The 15,318-nt window shown below is 64.3% G+C and carries 12 protein-coding genes and 2 rRNA genes; 8 read left to right on the forward strand and 6 right to left on the reverse strand.

From position 1 onward, the window contains the following. Positions 1-40 precede the first annotated feature (40 nt). Positions 41-155 (forward strand): 5S ribosomal RNA (gene rrf, locus HQN78_RS03610). Positions 156-223: 68 nt separating this feature from the next. Further along, positions 224-338 (forward strand): 5S ribosomal RNA (rrf, locus tag HQN78_RS03615). 52 nt (positions 339-390) lie between these two features. Here the strand turns inward: rrf (HQN78_RS03615) and HQN78_RS03620 are convergent. Beyond that, positions 391-744 carry a DsrE/DsrF/TusD sulfur relay family protein gene (locus tag HQN78_RS03620; protein WP_235087950.1) on the reverse strand — a complete coding sequence of 118 codons (354 nt, stop codon included), beginning with the start codon at positions 742-744 and terminating at the stop codon, positions 391-393. Positions 745-1,050: 306 nt separating this feature from the next. Here HQN78_RS03620 and putA point away from each other — a divergent pair, with 306 nt between their 5' ends. Beyond that, on the forward strand, positions 1,051-4,653 hold the full coding sequence (putA, locus tag HQN78_RS03625; protein WP_235087953.1) for a trifunctional transcriptional regulator/proline dehydrogenase/L-glutamate gamma-semialdehyde dehydrogenase: 3,603 nt from the start codon (positions 1,051-1,053) through the stop codon (positions 4,651-4,653). A 273-nt stretch (positions 4,654-4,926) separates the two neighbouring features. Beyond that, the gene (locus HQN78_RS03630; RefSeq protein WP_107801118.1) at positions 4,927-6,150 is read left to right on the forward strand and encodes a branched-chain amino acid ABC transporter substrate-binding protein; all 1,224 of its coding nucleotides are present in this window, start codon (positions 4,927-4,929) and stop codon (positions 6,148-6,150) included. Between the two features lie 59 nt (positions 6,151-6,209). On the opposite strand, the gene HQN78_RS03635 is transcribed toward HQN78_RS03630, so the two are convergent. Both HQN78_RS03635 and HQN78_RS03640 read right to left on the reverse strand, forming a co-directional pair. Beyond that, a complete protein-coding gene (locus HQN78_RS03635) occupies positions 6,210-6,470 on the reverse strand; it encodes a GlsB/YeaQ/YmgE family stress response membrane protein (RefSeq protein ID WP_107801117.1) in 261 nt (86 codons plus the stop codon). Positions 6,471-6,611: 141 nt separating this feature from the next. Then, positions 6,612-7,760 (reverse strand): branched-chain amino acid ABC transporter substrate-binding protein, encoded by a 1,149-nt coding sequence (locus tag HQN78_RS03640; protein ID WP_107801116.1) that lies wholly within the window; start codon positions 7,758-7,760, stop codon positions 6,612-6,614. 179 nt (positions 7,761-7,939) lie between these two features. Between HQN78_RS03640 and HQN78_RS03645 the strand changes: the two genes are divergently transcribed. The 4 genes from HQN78_RS03645 to HQN78_RS03660 all read left to right on the forward strand — a co-directional run bounded on the left by HQN78_RS03645 (position 7,940) and on the right by HQN78_RS03660 (position 12,970). Further along, a complete protein-coding gene (locus HQN78_RS03645) occupies positions 7,940-8,314 on the forward strand; it encodes a cysteine-rich CWC family protein (protein WP_107801115.1) in 375 nt (124 codons plus the stop codon). 153 nt (positions 8,315-8,467) lie between these two features. Continuing rightward, on the forward strand, positions 8,468-9,661 hold the full coding sequence (gene macA / locus HQN78_RS03650) for a macrolide transporter subunit MacA (RefSeq protein ID WP_235087955.1): 1,194 nt from the start codon (positions 8,468-8,470) through the stop codon (positions 9,659-9,661). Next, complete coding sequence (gene macB, locus HQN78_RS03655) at positions 9,658-11,592, forward strand: macrolide ABC transporter ATP-binding protein/permease MacB (protein WP_227107827.1); 1,935 nt, start codon at positions 9,658-9,660, stop codon at positions 11,590-11,592. Before macA ends, macB begins: the two co-directional genes overlap by 4 nt. A gap of 4 nt (positions 11,593-11,596) precedes the next feature. Then, positions 11,597-12,970 (forward strand): efflux transporter outer membrane subunit, encoded by a 1,374-nt coding sequence (locus tag HQN78_RS03660; protein ID WP_235087957.1) that lies wholly within the window; start codon positions 11,597-11,599, stop codon positions 12,968-12,970. Positions 12,971-13,070: 100 nt separating this feature from the next. On the opposite strand, the gene HQN78_RS03665 is transcribed toward HQN78_RS03660, so the two are convergent. The 3 genes from HQN78_RS03665 to HQN78_RS03675 form a co-directional block, all read right to left on the reverse strand. After that, positions 13,071-13,505 carry a hypothetical protein gene (locus tag HQN78_RS03665; protein ID WP_081544456.1) on the reverse strand — a complete coding sequence of 145 codons (435 nt, stop codon included), beginning with the start codon at positions 13,503-13,505 and terminating at the stop codon, positions 13,071-13,073. 384 nt (positions 13,506-13,889) lie between these two features. Further along, entirely contained in the window at positions 13,890-14,816 is a 927-nt protein-coding gene (locus HQN78_RS03670; RefSeq protein WP_235087960.1) for a tail fiber protein, read from the reverse strand. Continuing rightward, on the reverse strand, positions 14,816-15,292 hold the full coding sequence (locus HQN78_RS03675; protein ID WP_235087963.1) for a hypothetical protein: 477 nt from the start codon (positions 15,290-15,292) through the stop codon (positions 14,816-14,818). Before HQN78_RS03675 ends, HQN78_RS03670 begins: the two co-directional genes overlap by 1 nt. Positions 15,293-15,318 lie beyond the last annotated feature (26 nt).

Genomic DNA, 15,318 nt, shown 5'->3' on the forward strand with positions numbered 1-15,318 from the left:
TAGACCATCCCAGGCTTCTTCAAGTTTGTACCAGTTTATGTCTGGTGGCCATAGCGAGGTGGTCCCACGCCTTCCCATCCCGAACAGGACCGTGAAACGCCTTAGCGCCGATGATAGTGTGGCATTCGCCATGTGAAAGTAGGACACCGCCAGACGCCCAATACGATAACGCCAAGTCTAAGACTTGGCGTTTCGCTTCTCGAAAGAAGCGATGCAGTTTATGCCTGGCGATAATAGCGGGGCGGTCCCACGCCTTCCCATCCCGAACAGGACCGTGAAACGCCTTAGCGCCGATGATAGTGTGGCATTCGCCATGTGAAAGTAGGACATTGCCAGGCGCCCAATGTAAAAGCCCAGACCAAACGGTCTGGGCTTTTTGCATTTGCGGATTCAAAAGCTGAGCGTTTTGTCCGCGCTCAGCGTCCATTCGGCCAGCTCCGGCATGGTGCCGATCTTGACGCCCGGCAGCAGCAGGCTTTCATCGATTCCCCGCGCGTCGGCGCAAGTGCGGCAGACGCGCGCTGTCACGCCCAATTCCAACGCTTCGGCCAGCATCTCGCCCAGGGTCGGCGCTTGCGCGGTCTTCTGATTTTTCAATGCGGCGACAACGGCGTCGGACAGCAGGAACAGCTGCACCCGGCAGCGCTCGGCCTGTTGAGCCAGCGTCAGGGTCAGGCGCAGCGCGGAGAGCGCGCGTTCGTCCCCGTAGGGGCTGGCGTTCAGGGTGATCAGCACGGTTTGCATGAGGGTTTGCCTATGATGAAGAGAGTCAGGACGGCATTGTGGCACGTTGCGCCGGCCTTGGCATGCGCGGACGGGGCGGAGCGGGGCGCTCTAAGTTGTTGGCATGCAACAGTGAGGCGGGTCTTGGGCCCGGCTGGCGCCGGCTAACTGCTTGTACGAGTTGGGTTTGTTTGGGCTGAAATTATGGACTGAAAAGTTTCCTTCATATTGTCCAGCAATCTATTTGTATTTGTATACAATAGACAAATTTTCCGGGCGCTAATGAAAAGAGATAGCCCGGGGCTGCAAACTACACGGAGATGATTCATGCAATTCGACGCATTTGCCCATGGCCAGTCGGCGCTGCGGGACGCCATTACCTCTGCCTATCGTCGCGACGAGCGCGAGTGCGTGCAGGCGCTGTTGCCGCAGGCTGCGATGAGCGACGGCGAAGTCACGGCGGTTCAGGACCTGGCGCGGCGCCTGGTGGCGGAGGTGCGTCGCGAGCGCACCAAGTCCAGCGGGGTGGATGCCTTGATGCATGAGTTTTCTCTGGACAGCGCCGAGGGCATCGCCTTGATGTGTCTGGCCGAAGCGCTGCTGCGCATTCCGGACCGCGAAACCGCGGACAAGCTGATCCGCGACAAGATTTCGCGCGGCGACTGGAAGGCCCACCTGGGCAATAGCGCTTCCTTGTTCGTCAACGCCGCGGCCTGGGGCTTGCTGGTCACCGGCAAGCTGGTGGCTTCGCACAGCGCGAATGGCTTGTCGGCGGCGATGACCCGTTTGATCGCCAAAGGCGGCGAGCCGCTGATCCGCAAAGGCGTGGACATGGCGATGCGCATGCTGGGCAAGCAGTTCGTCACCGGCGAGACCATTGAGGAAGCGCTGGCCAACGGCCGCGAACGCGAGGCGCGCGGCTATCGCTTCAGCTACGACATGCTGGGCGAGGCGGCGATGACCGAGGCCGACGCGCAGCGCTATCTGCAAGACTATGTGACCGCCATTCACGCCATCGGCAAAGCGTCCGCCGGCCGCGGCATTTACGAAGGCCCGGGCATTTCGGTGAAGCTGTCGGCCATCCATCCGCGCTACAGCCGCATCAAGCACGAACGGATGATGGCCGAGCTGCTGCCGCGCCTGAAAGGCTTGTTCCTGCTGGCCAAACAGTACGATATCGGCCTGAACATCGACGCCGAAGAAGCGGATCGCCTGGAAATCTCCATGGATCTGGTGGAGGCGCTGGCCAACGATCCGGATCTGGACGGCTTCGAGGGCATAGGCATTGTGGTGCAGGCTTACCAGAAGCGCTGTCCCTATGTAATCGATTTCCTGATCGATCTGGCGCGTCGCAGCAAGCACCGCTTCATGGTGCGCCTGGTCAAGGGCGCTTACTGGGACGCGGAGATCAAGCGCGCCCAGGTGGACGGCTTGCCGGGTTATCCGGTTTACACCCGCAAGGTTTACACCGATGTGGCTTATCTCGCCTGCGCCAAGAAGCTGTTGTCCGCGCAGGACGCGATCTATCCGCAGTTCGCCACCCACAACGCCTACAGCCTGGCCGCGGTGTTCAATCTGGCCTCCGGCAAGGATTACGAATTCCAGTGCCTGCACGGCATGGGCGAGACCCTGTACGACCAGGTGGTGGGCAAGGACAAGCTGGGCAAGGCTTGCCGCATCTACGCGCCGGTGGGTTCGCATGAAACTCTGCTGGCCTATCTGGTGCGCCGTCTGCTGGAAAACGGCGCCAACAGCTCCTTCGTCAACCGCATCGTGGACGAGGCGGTGTCCATAGACGAACTGGTGGCGGATCCGGTGGCCGAGGCCGCGCGCCATGGCGGCCAGCCGCACAAGAAGATTCCGGCGCCGCTGGAGCTGTACGGCCAGCAGCGCAAAAACTCCAAGGGTCTGGACCTGTCCAGCGAGCATGTGCTGGCCACGCTGCAACTGGGCCTGCAAGCGTCCGAGAAACAGCCGTGGGGCGCTTTCCCAATGTTGGGCGACGGCGACGTCACCGACGGCGAAGTGCAGCAGGTGCGCAATCCGGCGGATCACGACGATCTGGTGGGCCGCGTGATCGAGGCGAGCGCGGCGGACGTGAACCGCGCGCTGGAGCTGGCGCAGCAAGGCGCCGCCGATTGGGCCGCCACGCCGGTGGCCGAACGCGCCGCCTGCCTGCAACGGATGGCCGACCTGATGGAAGACCAGATGCCGGCGCTGATGGGCCTGGCGGTGCGCGAGGCCGGCAAGACGCTGGCCAACGCGATCGCAGAGGTGCGCGAGGCGGTGGACTTCTGCCGCTACTACGCGGCGCAGATCGAAGACGAATTCGACAACGCCAGCCATCGCCCATTGGGCCCGGTGGTGTGCATCAGCCCGTGGAACTTCCCGCTGGCCATCTTCATCGGCGAGGTGGCGGCCTCGCTGGCGGCCGGCAACGCGGTGCTGGCCAAGCCGGCGGAGCAGACCAGCCTGATCGCCGCGCACGCGGTGCGCTTGTTGCACGAGGCCGGTGTGCCGCGCGCGGCGCTGCAATTGCTGCCGGGCCGCGGCGAAGTGGTGGGCGCGGCGCTGACCGCGGACCCGCGCGTCCAGGGCGTGATCTTCACCGGCTCCACCGAGGTGGCGCAAATCATCAACCGCACGCTGGCCAAGCGCGGCGGCGACCCGGTGCTGGTGGCCGAAACCGGCGGCCAGAACGCGATGATTGTGGACAGTTCGGCGCTGCCGGAGCAGGTGGTCACCGATGTGCTCAGCTCGGCCTTCGATTCCGCCGGCCAGCGCTGCTCCGCGTTGCGCGTGCTCTATCTGCAAAACGACATCGCCGACAAAGTCATCGCCATGATTAAGGGCGCGATGGATGAATTGAAAGTGGGCGATCCGGCCAAGCTGGACATCGACGTCGGCCCGGTGATCGACGCCGAAGCCCAGGCCGGCCTGCTGGCCCATATCGAGAAGATGAAGGCGAGCGCGCGCGCCACTCATCAGGTCAAACTGGGCGAGGACTGCGCCAAGGGCACCTTCGTGGCGCCCACCTTGTTTGAGATCGCCGATCTCAAGCAGCTGAAGCGCGAAGTCTTCGGTCCGGTGCTTCATGTGCTGCGTTTCGAGGCCAATGAGCTGGACAAGGTGGTGGCCGAGATCAACGCCACCGGCTACGGTCTGACTCACGGCATCCACAGCCGCATCGACGAGACCATCGACAACATCGTCGGCCAGATCAAGGTCGGCAACGTCTACGTCAACCGCAACATCGTCGGCGCGGTGGTGGGCGTGCAGCCCTTCGGCGGCGAAGGCAAGTCCGGCACCGGCCCCAAGGCCGGCGGTCCCTTTTATCTGTACCGGCTGAGCCGCGCGGCCTGGGAGCCGAAACTGGCGGCGGAGACCCTGCCGCTGTCCCTGCCGGCGCTGGACGCCTTGGCGGCCGCCGCGGGCGGCCTGGGCCTGGCCTTGGAGCCGGCCATCGCCGCGGCGCGCAAGGACAGCGTGCTGGCCTGCCTGGTGAACTTGCCGGGTCCCACCGGCGAGCGGAACTCGCTGCAGTTCGCGCCGCGCGGCAAGGTGGGCTGCCAGGCGGGCAATGCGCAAGCGCTGGCGGAGCAGCTGGCGGCGGCCTTCGCCACCGGCAACCGCGCGGTGTTGCCGGCCAATGAGGCGGGCCGAAGCCTGGCCGCCAAGCTGGGCGCCCTGGTGGAGCTGGACGCCGATGTGTTGGCGGCGGATGTCGGCGCCGTGCTGTTCTCCGGCTCCGAAGCCGAGGCCGAAGCCGCCCAGCGTACGCTGGCCGCGCGCGACGGCGCCCTGGTGCCGCTGCTGCGCGCCGACGCGCAAGGCCATTACAATCTGCACCGCCTGGTGGTGGAACGCGCGCTCAGCGTGAATACTACCGCGGCGGGCGGCAACGCCAGCCTGATGAGCATAGGCGATTAAAGGCGGGGCGGGCCCCGGAGACGGCGGCCCGTTCGTCTTGCAACTCCGCGGATCAAACCGGTTTTCCCATGCGCCGGCGCGCATGGGGTGGCGGCGGGCTTGTCCAACAAGCCACTTGCCACAAGCTGGCGGCCTTGAAATAATGCCGCCAGCCGCCGCGCTCGCCCCTGCTTGGGGAAGGCGGGATGTACATAACAACATTAGACAGGTTCCGCAAACCCCCAATCCCGACACGTGACGGATGGGGATCTCTGGAGAAATAGAGGAAACATGATGCAAGCAAACAAACTGACGACTCTTTCCCTGGCCGTGGCCGCCGCTGTCGCCTTGTCCGCATGCGGCAAAAAAGAAGAGGGCGCGCCGGCAGCCGGCGCCTCCGCCGGCGCGGAAGCCGCCGCGGGCGGCGTGGTCAAGATCGGCTTCGCGGCCCCCCTGACCGGTCCGCAAGCCCACTACGGCGAAGAATACAAAAACGGCGTGACCCTGGCGATTGAAGACGCCAACGCCGAGAAGCCCACCATCGGCGGCAAGCCGGTGAGCTTTGAACTGGAAGCTCAGGACGACCAGGCCGACCCGAAAACCGCCACTCAGCTGGCGCAGAAATTCGTCGACGAGAAAGTGAACGGCATCATCGGCCACTTCAACTCCGGCACCTCCATCCCGGCCTCCAAGATCTATTCCGACGCCGGCATTCCGATGATCGCCATGGCCACCTCGCCGGCCTTCACCGCGCAGGGCTTCAAGAACACCTTCCGCTCGATGACTTCCGACACCCAGCAAGGCTCGGTGATGGGCAAGTTCGTGGTGGAAAAACTGGGCGCCAAGAAAGTGGTGATCGTGGACGACCGCACCGCTTACGGTCAGGGCCTGGCCGACGAGTTCGAGAAGGCCGCCAAGGCCGCCGGCGGCAATGTGGTCAAGCGCGAATTCACCAATGACAAGGCCACCGACTTCGCCGCCATCCTCACCTCGATCAAGGCCGCCGCGCCGGACGTGGTGTTCTACGGCGGCGCCGACGCGCAATCCGCGCCGATGGCCAAGCAGATGAAGCGCCTGGGTCTGACCGCTCCGCTGATTTCCGGCGAGATGACCAAGACCCCGACCTTCCTGCAACTGGCGGGCAAGGAAGCCGACGGCACCATCGCCTCGCTGGCCGGCCTGCCGCTGGATCAAATGCCCAAGGGCAAGGACTACGAGAGCCGCTACAAGGCGCGCTTCAAGATGGACGTGGCCACCTATTCGCCGTACGGCTACGACGCCACCCGCGCGCTGATCCAGGCGATGAAAGACGCCAACTCCACCGATCCCAAAGCCTACCTGCCGGTGCTGGCCAAGATCACCCACTCCGGCGTGACCTCCGGCAGCTGGACCTACGACGCCAAGGGCGATCTGAAAGACGGCGGCATCACCGTCTACAAAGTGGTGAACGGCGAGTGGAAAGTGCTGGAAACCGTGGGCGGCGCCGCCGCGTCCAAGGACGCTTCCGCAGCCAAATAAGCCGGTTCGGCAGCAGGCGACAAGGCGACGCGTTCAGCGTCGCCTTTTTCTTTGCCCGATCAACGCAAGAGGCCGATCTTCTTCAGCAGGAAAATCAGGATGGCGGCGCCGGCAATGCCGAAGGCCAGGCCGGGCAGGGAGAAGGAACCGGCGGCCGAGGCGGAAGAGATGCCCAGCAGCCGGCCAAACAGCCAATGTCCCAAGGCCGAACCAATGATGCCGATGATGATGTTGGCGATCACGCCTTCGCTGACGCCCATGACCTTGCCGGCGAGCCAGCCGATCAGGCCGCCGGCCAATAGGGAAACGAGTAGTCCCATATCCTCTCCTTATGTTAGTTTGTGAATAAATAGTTATAGCCATTTATTTAATATGGCGCCATATTTTTTTGGAGCGCCGCCGCAAAAAACAAAAACCCCGGCATAGGCCGGGGTGTGGAGACGAGGCGGGAACGCCGGTGTTTACAGGCCGACCCACTGTCCTTTGCGCAATTGATACAGCGACACGGTGCCGTGCTGGATGTCGCCCTTGTCGTCAAAGCGGATCTCGCCGGTCACGCCCTTGAAGTCGGTCTTGGGCAGTTCGCCCAGGTATTTGGCCGGATCGGAGGAGCCGGCGCGCTTCATCGCGGCGATCATCACCCGCGCGGCGTCATAGGTGTAGGGCGCGTAGGCCTGGATGTCGGCGTTGAATTGCTGCTTGTACTTGCCGTTGAAGTCCGCGAAGCCCGGCATCTTGTCTTTTTGCGCGCCGGCGCTGGAGGCGTAGCTGCTTTCCGCGCTGTCGCCGCCCAGTTTGGAGAACTCGGGCGTATTGATGCCGTCCGCGCCCATGAAGGCGGCCTTCAGGCCCAGCTTGTTCATCTGCTTGACCATGGGCGCCGCCTGGGCGTCCATGCCGCCGTAGAACAGCAGGTCCGGCTTCGCCCCCTTGATCGAGGTGAGGATGGCCATGAAATCCGTGGCGCTATTGCTGGTGAACTCGCGCTTGACCACCTTGCCGCCGGCCGCTTCCACCGCCTTGGCGAAATCGTCGGCCAGGCCCTGGCCGTAAGTGGTGCGGTCGTCGACGATGGCGATGCGGCCGGCCTTCAGCGTTTCGATCGCGTACTTGGCCAGCGCCTCGCCTTGCTGGCGGTCGTTGGCGATGATGCGGAAGGTGTTCTTGAAGCCCTGCTGGGTGAAGCTGGGGCTGGTCACCGAGGCGGCGATCATCGGAATGCCGGCCTGAGAGTAAATCCGCGAAGCGGGAATGGCCGCGCCGGAGGTGAGATGGCCGATGATGCCGGCCACCTTGCCGTCCACCAGGCGTTGCGCCACCTGGGCGGCGGTTTTGGGATCGGCCTGGTCGTCCTCGGACACCACTTCGAAAGTGACGGGCTTGCCGTCCAGAGTCAGCTTTTCGGCATTGGCTTCTGCCACCGCCAGCTTGACGCCGTTGTCCGCGTCGCGGCCCCAGTGGGCAAAAGGCCCGGTCAGCGGGTTGGCGGAGCCGATTTTCACCACGACCGCGCCGGCTTCGGCCGGCGCGCTGCCGGCGCTTTGTTCGGATTTGCCGCAGGCGGTCAGGGCCAGCGCGGCGCAGGCGATGAGGCTAAGATGCGTTTTCATGAATTTCTCCTGATTTCTCTTTGTCTATTTAGCTTTAATCTATTTGGATATTCGCCTCAGGAATAAGGCGGCAGCCCATTTTTGGTGCATACGCCGATCAGCGTCAAGCCCGGCGGCGTGTAGGCGGCGGCTTTGCGCTAAAATAGCGGACTGATTTCGCGACATAAGATGGATTTTTGATGACAAAGGCGTATCCCGCGCCCGCCTCGCCCTGCGTCGGCCTCTGCCGTCTCGACGAGGGCGGCGCCTATTGCCTGGGCTGCCTGCGCACCTTGGACGAGATCGCCGGCTGGTCCGGCTTCGACGACGAACAAAAGCGCGCGGTGTGGCAGCGGCTGATCGGCTTGCGGCCCAAGGTCAAAGACAAGCGCTGCGAGCGTTGCGGCGCGGCCTTCCGTTGCGGAGAGGGCGGCGACAACGGCGCTTGTTGGTGCGCGGAGCTGCCGCAGGTGCTGCCCTTGCCCTATGGCCACGGCGATTGCCTGTGCCCGGAATGCCTGCGCCGCCATCTGCGGGAAAGCTATTTGGCGCGCGGGCTGACGCCGCCCTTATAGCCGGCGGACCGCCTTGGCGCGATGTATGTCAAATGCGTATTGTCGACGCGGGGTGCAACCAATGCCCGTTGCCCGCGGTCCTAAGATGTTTTCCTCATTTCCGCTTTGGTTTCTCGCCACATGACATTTTGGAAGCGTTGGATTCGTAAGCTTTTGCTCCCCCTGTATTTGATCGGCTCCTTGCAAGGACGCCGCCGCGTCAATCTGGGCCGGCGGCCGTGGCGCAACGGCATTGCGCTGCTGGCCGTCCTGGCGCTGGCCGCCTGGGGGCTTTGGCTGTGGCTGGCGCCCAAGCCGGCGCCGCAGGTGCTGACCGCGGAGGTGACCCGCGCCGATCTGGAGGACGTGGTGCTGGCCAGCGGCGTGCTGAAGCCGCTGCGGCAAGTGGACGTGGGCGCCCAGGCCAGCGGACAGTTGAAAATCCTGAAGGTGGCGGCCGGCGACCGAGTCGGCAAGGGCGAGCTCTTGGCCGAGATCGATCCGGAAAACAGCCTCAACGATTTGAAGGTTTCCGAGGCGCAACTGGAGTCCCGCGTGGCTCAGCTGCGCAGCAAGCAGGCCACGCTGCGCCAGGCCGAGCGCGAGCTGGCGCGCCAGAAGCAGATGATGAGCGAGGGCTCCACCTCGCAAAAAGACCTGCTGGCGGCGGAAACCGCCTATCAGAGCCAGACGGCGGAGCTGGACGACTTGCAGGCGCAGATTCGCCAGAACCGTTTCCAGATCGACAAGAACCGCACCACGCTGGGCTATACCCGCATCACCGCGCCGATGGACGGCGAGGTGATCGAAATCGTCACCCAGCAGGGTCAGACCGTGATCGCCAGCCAGACGGTGCCGGTGATCCTGAAACTGGCGGACCTGAGCACGATGACGGTGCACGCCCAGGTGGCCGAGGCCGACGTGATTCGCGTCAAGGCCGGGCTGCCGGTGTATTTCACCGTGTTGGGGGCGCCGGACCGGCCCATCCGCGGCAAGCTGCGCGCCATCTTGCCGACGCCGGAAAAAATCAACAACGCCAACTTCTACAAGGCGCTGTTCGATGTGAAGAACATGGACGGCAAGCTGCGCGTGGACATGACCGCGCAGATCAGCATCGTGCTGGCGGAGTCCAAGCAGGCCTTGAATATTCCGCTGAGCGCGCTGGGTGCGGCCGGCAAGGATGGACGCCACAGCGTCAAGGTGCAGGGCAAGGACGGCCAGCTGCATGAGCGCCAAGTGCGCATCGGCCTGAAGACTGCCACCCGTGTGCAGATCCTGGATGGTTTGAAAGCCGGCGAGAAAGTGGTGACCAGCGAAGCCGGCGGCAAGGAAGAAGAACCCAGCGGCAGCGTGATGGTGAGCGCATGAGCGGAGCCAGCCTGACGCTGTCCGGAGTGTGGCGCCGGTTTCCGTCCGGCGATGAAGAAGTGGCGGTGCTCAAGGAGGTCAGCCTGGACATCCGCGCCGGCGAGATGGTGGCCATCATCGGCGCCTCCGGTTCCGGCAAGTCCACGCTGATGAACATCCTGGGCTGCCTGGATCAGCCCTCGGCCGGTCATTACCAGGTGGGCGGGCGCGACGTGGGCGCGCTGGACAAGGACCAGCTGGCCACGCTGCGGCGCGAGCATTTCGGTTTCATCTTTCAGCGCTACCACCTGTTGCCGCATCTGAGCGCCATCGACAATGTGGCGATGCCGGCGGTGTACGCCGGCATGAGCCAGGAAGCGCGGCGCGAACGCGCGCGCCAGCTGCTGGCGCGGCTGGGCCTGGCCGGCAAGGAAGACTACCGCCCGGGCCAGCTGTCCGGCGGCCAGCAGCAGCGCGTGTCCATCGCCCGGGCGCTGATGAACGGCGGCGACATCATCCTGGCCGACGAACCCACCGGCGCCTTGGACAGCCACAGCGGCGAAGAAGTGATGGCCATCCTCAAGGAACTGCACGCCGCCGGTCACACCATCATCATCGTCACCCACGACCCGTCCATCGCCGCGCAGACCGAACGCATCATCGAGATCCGCGACGGCGAGATCCTGCGCGACAGCGCCGCCGACGCGCCGCGTCCGGTTGTGGACGCGCGCGAGCCGCGCCGGCCCAAGCCCGGCCCGGCCTGGCGCGAACGCATGAGCGAAGCCTTCAAGATGGCCATGCTCGCCATGCTGGCCAACCGGCTGCGCACCGTGCTCACCATGCTGGGCATCATCATCGGCATCACCTCGGTGGTGTCCATCATCGCGGTGGGCGAGGGCGCGCGCAATTACGTGCTGAACGACATCCGCTCCATCGGCACCAACACCATCACCGTGTACCGCGGCAAGGACTGGGGCGACGACAAGGCCGACGGCGTGCGTACCTTCTTGCCCGGCGATCTGGCCGCGCTGGCCGAGGAACCCTATGTGGACAGCGTGTCGCCGGTCACCAGCAACAGCCTGCGCATCCGCTACCGCAATGTCGACGTCAACGCCTCGGTGTCCGGCGTGGACAGCACGTATTTGCGCGTGCGCGGCTTGAAAGTGGTTGCCGGCCTGGGTTTCAGCCGCGACGACGTGCGCATGCAGCGCCAGGTGGTGGTGATAGACAACAACGCCCGCCGCAAACTGTTCGCCGACGCGGACGCCATCGGCCAAGTGGTGCTGGTGGGCAGCGTGCCGGCCACCGTGATCGGCGTGGTGGAAACCAAGGACAACGGCGGCGGGAAATCGCTGCAAATGTGGATGCCCTACAGCACCGCCGGCAGCCGGCTGTTCGGCCAGGCTTATTTCGATTACATGGTGGTGCGCATCCAGGAAGGCCAGCCCACCGCGCTGGCCGAGAAGGGGATCAGCCAGCTGTTGACCTTGCGCCATGGCGGCAAGGACTTCTTCACCTTCAATATGGACGAGGTGCTGAAAACGGTGGAAAACACCAGTCGCACCCTGGCCCTGCTGCTGACCCTGATCGCGGTGATTTCACTGGTGGTGGGCGGCATCGGCGTGATGAACATCATGCTGGTGTCGGTGACCGAGCGCACCCGTGAAATCGGCATCCGCATGGCGGTGGGCGCGCGCCAGTCCGACGTCTTGCAGCAATTTCTGACCGAGGCGGTGCTGGTCTGCCTGGTGGGCGGGGCCATCGGCATCGGCCTGTCCTACGGCATCAGCTTTGTGTTCGCGCTCTTGGTCAGCAAGTGGAAAATGGCCCTGTCGCTGAAGGCCATCCTCCTGGCGGTGGCGTGTTCCACCGCCATCGGCGTGGTGTTCGGCTATCTGCCGGCGCGCAGCGCGGCGCGTTTGAATCCGATTGACGCCTTGGCGCGGGAGTAAGTGTTTGACGCTTTGGAAATCCAATCTCACTGTTTTGGGCCTGGCCCTCTTGCTGGCCGGCTGCCAGAGCACGGCGTATCAGCGCCAGGCGCTGGATGTACCGGCGCAATGGCGCGGCGCCCCGTCCCACGCCCAGGCGGACATGAGCCGCGAGCGCTGGTGGCAAGGCTTCGACGACGCCGGCTTGCTGGCGGTGCTGGAGCAGGCGCGCAGCCGCAACCCGGATCTGGGCATCGCCCTGCTCAAGCTGCGCAAGGCCCAGCTCGCGGCAGGTTTGGAGCGCAGCGACGCCTTGCCCTCCTTGAGCGGCGACATCAATGCCGGGACCAAGCGCACGCTGGGAGAGTCCTCGGCCTGGAGCCGCAGCAGCGGCGGCAGCTTGAACACCAGTTACGAGCTGGACCTGTGGGGGCGGGTGGACGCGCGCTTGCGCGCGGCGGATCAGGAGTTCCGCGCCAGCGCCTATGACGAAGCCGCGGCCCGCCTGTTGTCGGACAGCGCCGCCGCCGGCCTGTACTGGGACATCGCCGCGCTGAAGGCGCGGCAGACGCTGGGGCAGGCGGATCTGGCGGACCTGCGCCGCATCCAGGCGCTGGCGGAAGCCAAATGGCGCGCCGGCGCGACGAGCGAACAGGACGTCACCCAGGCGCGCAGCGCGGTGCTGAGTCAACAGGCGGACTTATTGGGGCTGGCCGACGAGCGCGGGCAAAAGGAAAACGCTTTGGCGCTATTGCTGGACCGCCCGTCCGGCGCGGCGCTGCCGGCTATCGCCGCGCTGCCGCTGGAGCCGGCCTTGCCGGCGATAAACGCCGGCCTGCCCAGCAGCCTGTTGGAGCGGCGGCCGGATCTGATGGCCGCGGAAGCGCGCTTGCGCGGCAAACTGGCCAAGGTGGACCAGGAGCGCGCGGCCTTCTTCCCGGCGCTGAAACTGACCGGTTCGCTGGGCTCCAGCAGCGGCGCGCTGAGCAGCCTGGTGCAAAACCCGCTGCTGACGCTGGGCGCGTCCCTGTCCTTGCCCTTTCTGGAGTGGCGCAAGCAAGGCCTGCAATTGAAGAGCAGCCAGGCCGATTACGAGCTGGAAACCGTCAGTTTCCGCAAGACCTTGTACAGCGCTTATCAAGAGGTGGACAACGCGCTGAGCGCGCGCCAGCGGCTGCAAGGCTCCGCTCGCTTGCAAGCCGACGCGCTGGCCTTGAACCGGCGCAGCGAACAACTGGCGGAAAGCCGCTACCGCGCCGGGGCGGTTGACGTGCAAACCTGGCTGGACGCGGCCAAGGCGCGGCGCGGCAGCGAGTCCGCGCTGATCCGGCTGCGTCAGGAGCAATTGAAAAACCTGGCGGATGTTTACAAGGTGTTGGGCGGCGCGCCAAGCGCCTGAAGCGCCTCGCCGGGAGGCGAGGCGGAACCCAAGCAAGGCTCCGCCTGCGTATGGAATACAGGGCGGGCTCCGTCCGAGGGCGGAATCGCCGCCCGCCGTGCTAGAGGCCGAAGCGGCCGAAGCGTTCTTCTAACTGCCTGCGCCTGCTCTTGCCGGCATGCATCTGATGCAGGCTGTCCACGTGGCGGTAAACCTTCACTTGCTGCGCGCCCAAGAACAGCATCTGCTCCAGATAATTGAAAAAGCCAATCCAGTAGCCGCGCTGCTCACGCGCGTTGAAGTCGATGTCTCGCGCCACCCGGCTTAGCAGGCCGTAGCCCACGTAATAACGATTATCCTTCAGCCATTGCAGCAGGTGAGCCGCGCATTCGCGGCCGTAGGCGCACATGGCGTCGAAGTCATCGTCGGCTTCCGGCATCTGCCAGTAATGCGGATAGTCGCGCTCCGGGATGTAGCGGACGAAGGGGAGCAGGGTTTCCTGCTGTTCGATGGCGGCCAGCTTGTAGCGGCGGCGGCGGGGTAGGATAGGGGACATGCTGTTTCTCCTGCTGTGACACAAGATAAACCGCCTGCCTGAAAAGCGAGGTATTGGGCAGGCGCGTGGCAGGATTGGCGTTACCGTGTACACAAACCGGCGAGTGCATGACACTCTCCCACCATGCACCTGCCAAGTGGCATAGCCATGGTAAAGCAGGACCGCACCCAGATGAGGTGCGAGTCCGTTGTGTACAGGGCGGGACGCCAATCCCGGCGCCGCTAATGAGAGCGGCGCCCGGGGATTGTCGCCGACGGGGCGGGGAGGGTCAAGGCAGGGCAGCCGGACGGGGAGGCTCTAAGAGCCTGTTCACGATCTTTTGTGTAACGGCGCGGGTAACTTTGCATCGCTTTGCGCGCACTTTTACACCGACGCCCCCGCGATCTAGTGCAATTCCGCCCGCAAATCATAGGGCGGTTGCGGCCAATCAATCAACGCTGGATAGCCTGGCTGCTGCGACAGTTTGGCCAGCATGTTGCAGTAGCGCTTCCACGCGGCCAACAGCTCCTGTTCATAGGCCGTTGCAGCGCCTGCTTTAACGGCATCCTCTAGCGGTTTGCGGGCAACATACGCGGCCAGCAGTCGGGCACGGGCATCTTGTTGGGCCTGTTGAGTTAGAGCCGCTCTGCGGGTTGAGTCGTCCAGATAGCGAAACTCGGGCTTGGCCGCCTCCGCATCTGCGGCGGTGCGGGCATCTTGATCTATCACCCAATCCTGCCCGTTCCACACTCCAAATGCCGGCGGCGGCTTATCCGTTGCGCCAATTGTCGCCAGTGATTGCCCCAACTGTGCGCTGACGTGCGCGCCGGTTTGCGTGCCCCACAGCATGACTTGCCGATAATCTGGCACCAGCACCCATTGCCCGTTCAGCATGATTGCGGTCTGCCGCTCGCCGGCCGGCGGCGCTTGATCCGTGGTGAATGGCGGCCGCAAGACCACCTCGTCAGCGTCAACGAGGGAGACATCGGCGGGACGACTGCCCTGATACTCGCCGGTAACAGGGTGAAACGCGTACAGCGTGACCGTGCGCGGGTTGACCTGGCCGCCTATGTAGATGCAAGCCCACACCCCAACAGGAGCCGGCAAGGCCGGCAGGTTGAAGGTGTTGGAACCATCTCCATCGCCAAAGGCAGTGCCGAGCAGCTGGAACAAGCCGCTGTATCGAGTGCGGGAGAGTTCGGCCCCATTGGCCAGCAGCCAGCCACACGGTCGGGCAGGTGCTGCAAAATAGCCGATCTGCCCCAGCGCCAGCGCGGCCTTGATGTCTCGCCCAACCGCGACAAAACCAGCGGCAATCCGGTCTATCAACATCACGCTTTGCTGGCGTTATAGATGGCGACGAAATCGGTCTCAGGGTCGCCGATCCCGATATTGGCGCAGGCCTGGGCTTTCTGCGCCGCTGTCAGCGGCTGGGCATCGGCATAGCTGACCCGGTGATTAACTGCAGTCAATAGCCCTGCAGTTGCACCATCGCCGGCCCCTAACTTCTGTTCGATTTCAAGCAGGGTGTCAAAAGCCGAACTTGCGCCTCCGAGAATCTGATTTTTCAGATCAGCGAGCAACTGCAAGATCATCGACGATGAGTAGGTTTTGCCCGTTGCCGCAGCCGTATCGTCGATGACCGCGCTGCGGCCGGTCGCCAGGTCGAGAATCTCGTTGATTGCACCGACGAGGCTTGCCTTCTGCGTTGTGTTCAACGCCGCCAAGTTGCCCTGCGCCGAGGTCAGGGTCTTGATATCGCCGCCGACAGATTGAATCAGTTGGGTGAGGCGTGCTTGCAGTGTCATGGATGCTCCCTATAGTTTTGATATCT

The organism is Chromobacterium sp. Beijing, from assembly GCF_021496765.1.
Lineage (GTDB): Bacteria > Pseudomonadota > Gammaproteobacteria > Burkholderiales > Chromobacteriaceae > Chromobacterium.

Excerpts from the sequence above, each read along its gene's own strand:
- HQN78_RS03640 (WP_107801116.1), bottom strand. The coding sequence starts at position 7,760 with ATGAAAACGCATCTTAGCCTCATCGCCTGCGCCGCGCTGGCCCTGACC.
- putA (WP_235087953.1), top strand. The coding sequence starts at position 1,051 with ATGCAATTCGACGCATTTGCCCATGGCCAGTCGGCGCTGCGGGACGCC.
- HQN78_RS03620 (WP_235087950.1), bottom strand. The coding sequence starts at position 744 with ATGCAAACCGTGCTGATCACCCTGAACGCCAGCCCCTACGGGGACGAA.
- HQN78_RS03645 (WP_107801115.1), top strand. The coding sequence starts at position 7,940 with ATGACAAAGGCGTATCCCGCGCCCGCCTCGCCCTGCGTCGGCCTCTGC.
- HQN78_RS03675 (WP_235087963.1), bottom strand. The coding sequence starts at position 15,292 with ATGACACTGCAAGCACGCCTCACCCAACTGATTCAATCTGTCGGCGGC.
- macB (WP_227107827.1), top strand. The coding sequence starts at position 9,658 with ATGAGCGGAGCCAGCCTGACGCTGTCCGGAGTGTGGCGCCGGTTTCCG.
- HQN78_RS03665 (WP_081544456.1), bottom strand. The coding sequence starts at position 13,505 with ATGTCCCCTATCCTACCCCGCCGCCGCCGCTACAAGCTGGCCGCCATC.
- HQN78_RS03630 (WP_107801118.1), top strand. The coding sequence starts at position 4,927 with ATGCAAGCAAACAAACTGACGACTCTTTCCCTGGCCGTGGCCGCCGCT.
- HQN78_RS03635 (WP_107801117.1), bottom strand. The coding sequence starts at position 6,470 with ATGGGACTACTCGTTTCCCTATTGGCCGGCGGCCTGATCGGCTGGCTC.
- HQN78_RS03670 (WP_235087960.1), bottom strand. The coding sequence starts at position 14,816 with ATGTTGATAGACCGGATTGCCGCTGGTTTTGTCGCGGTTGGGCGAGAC.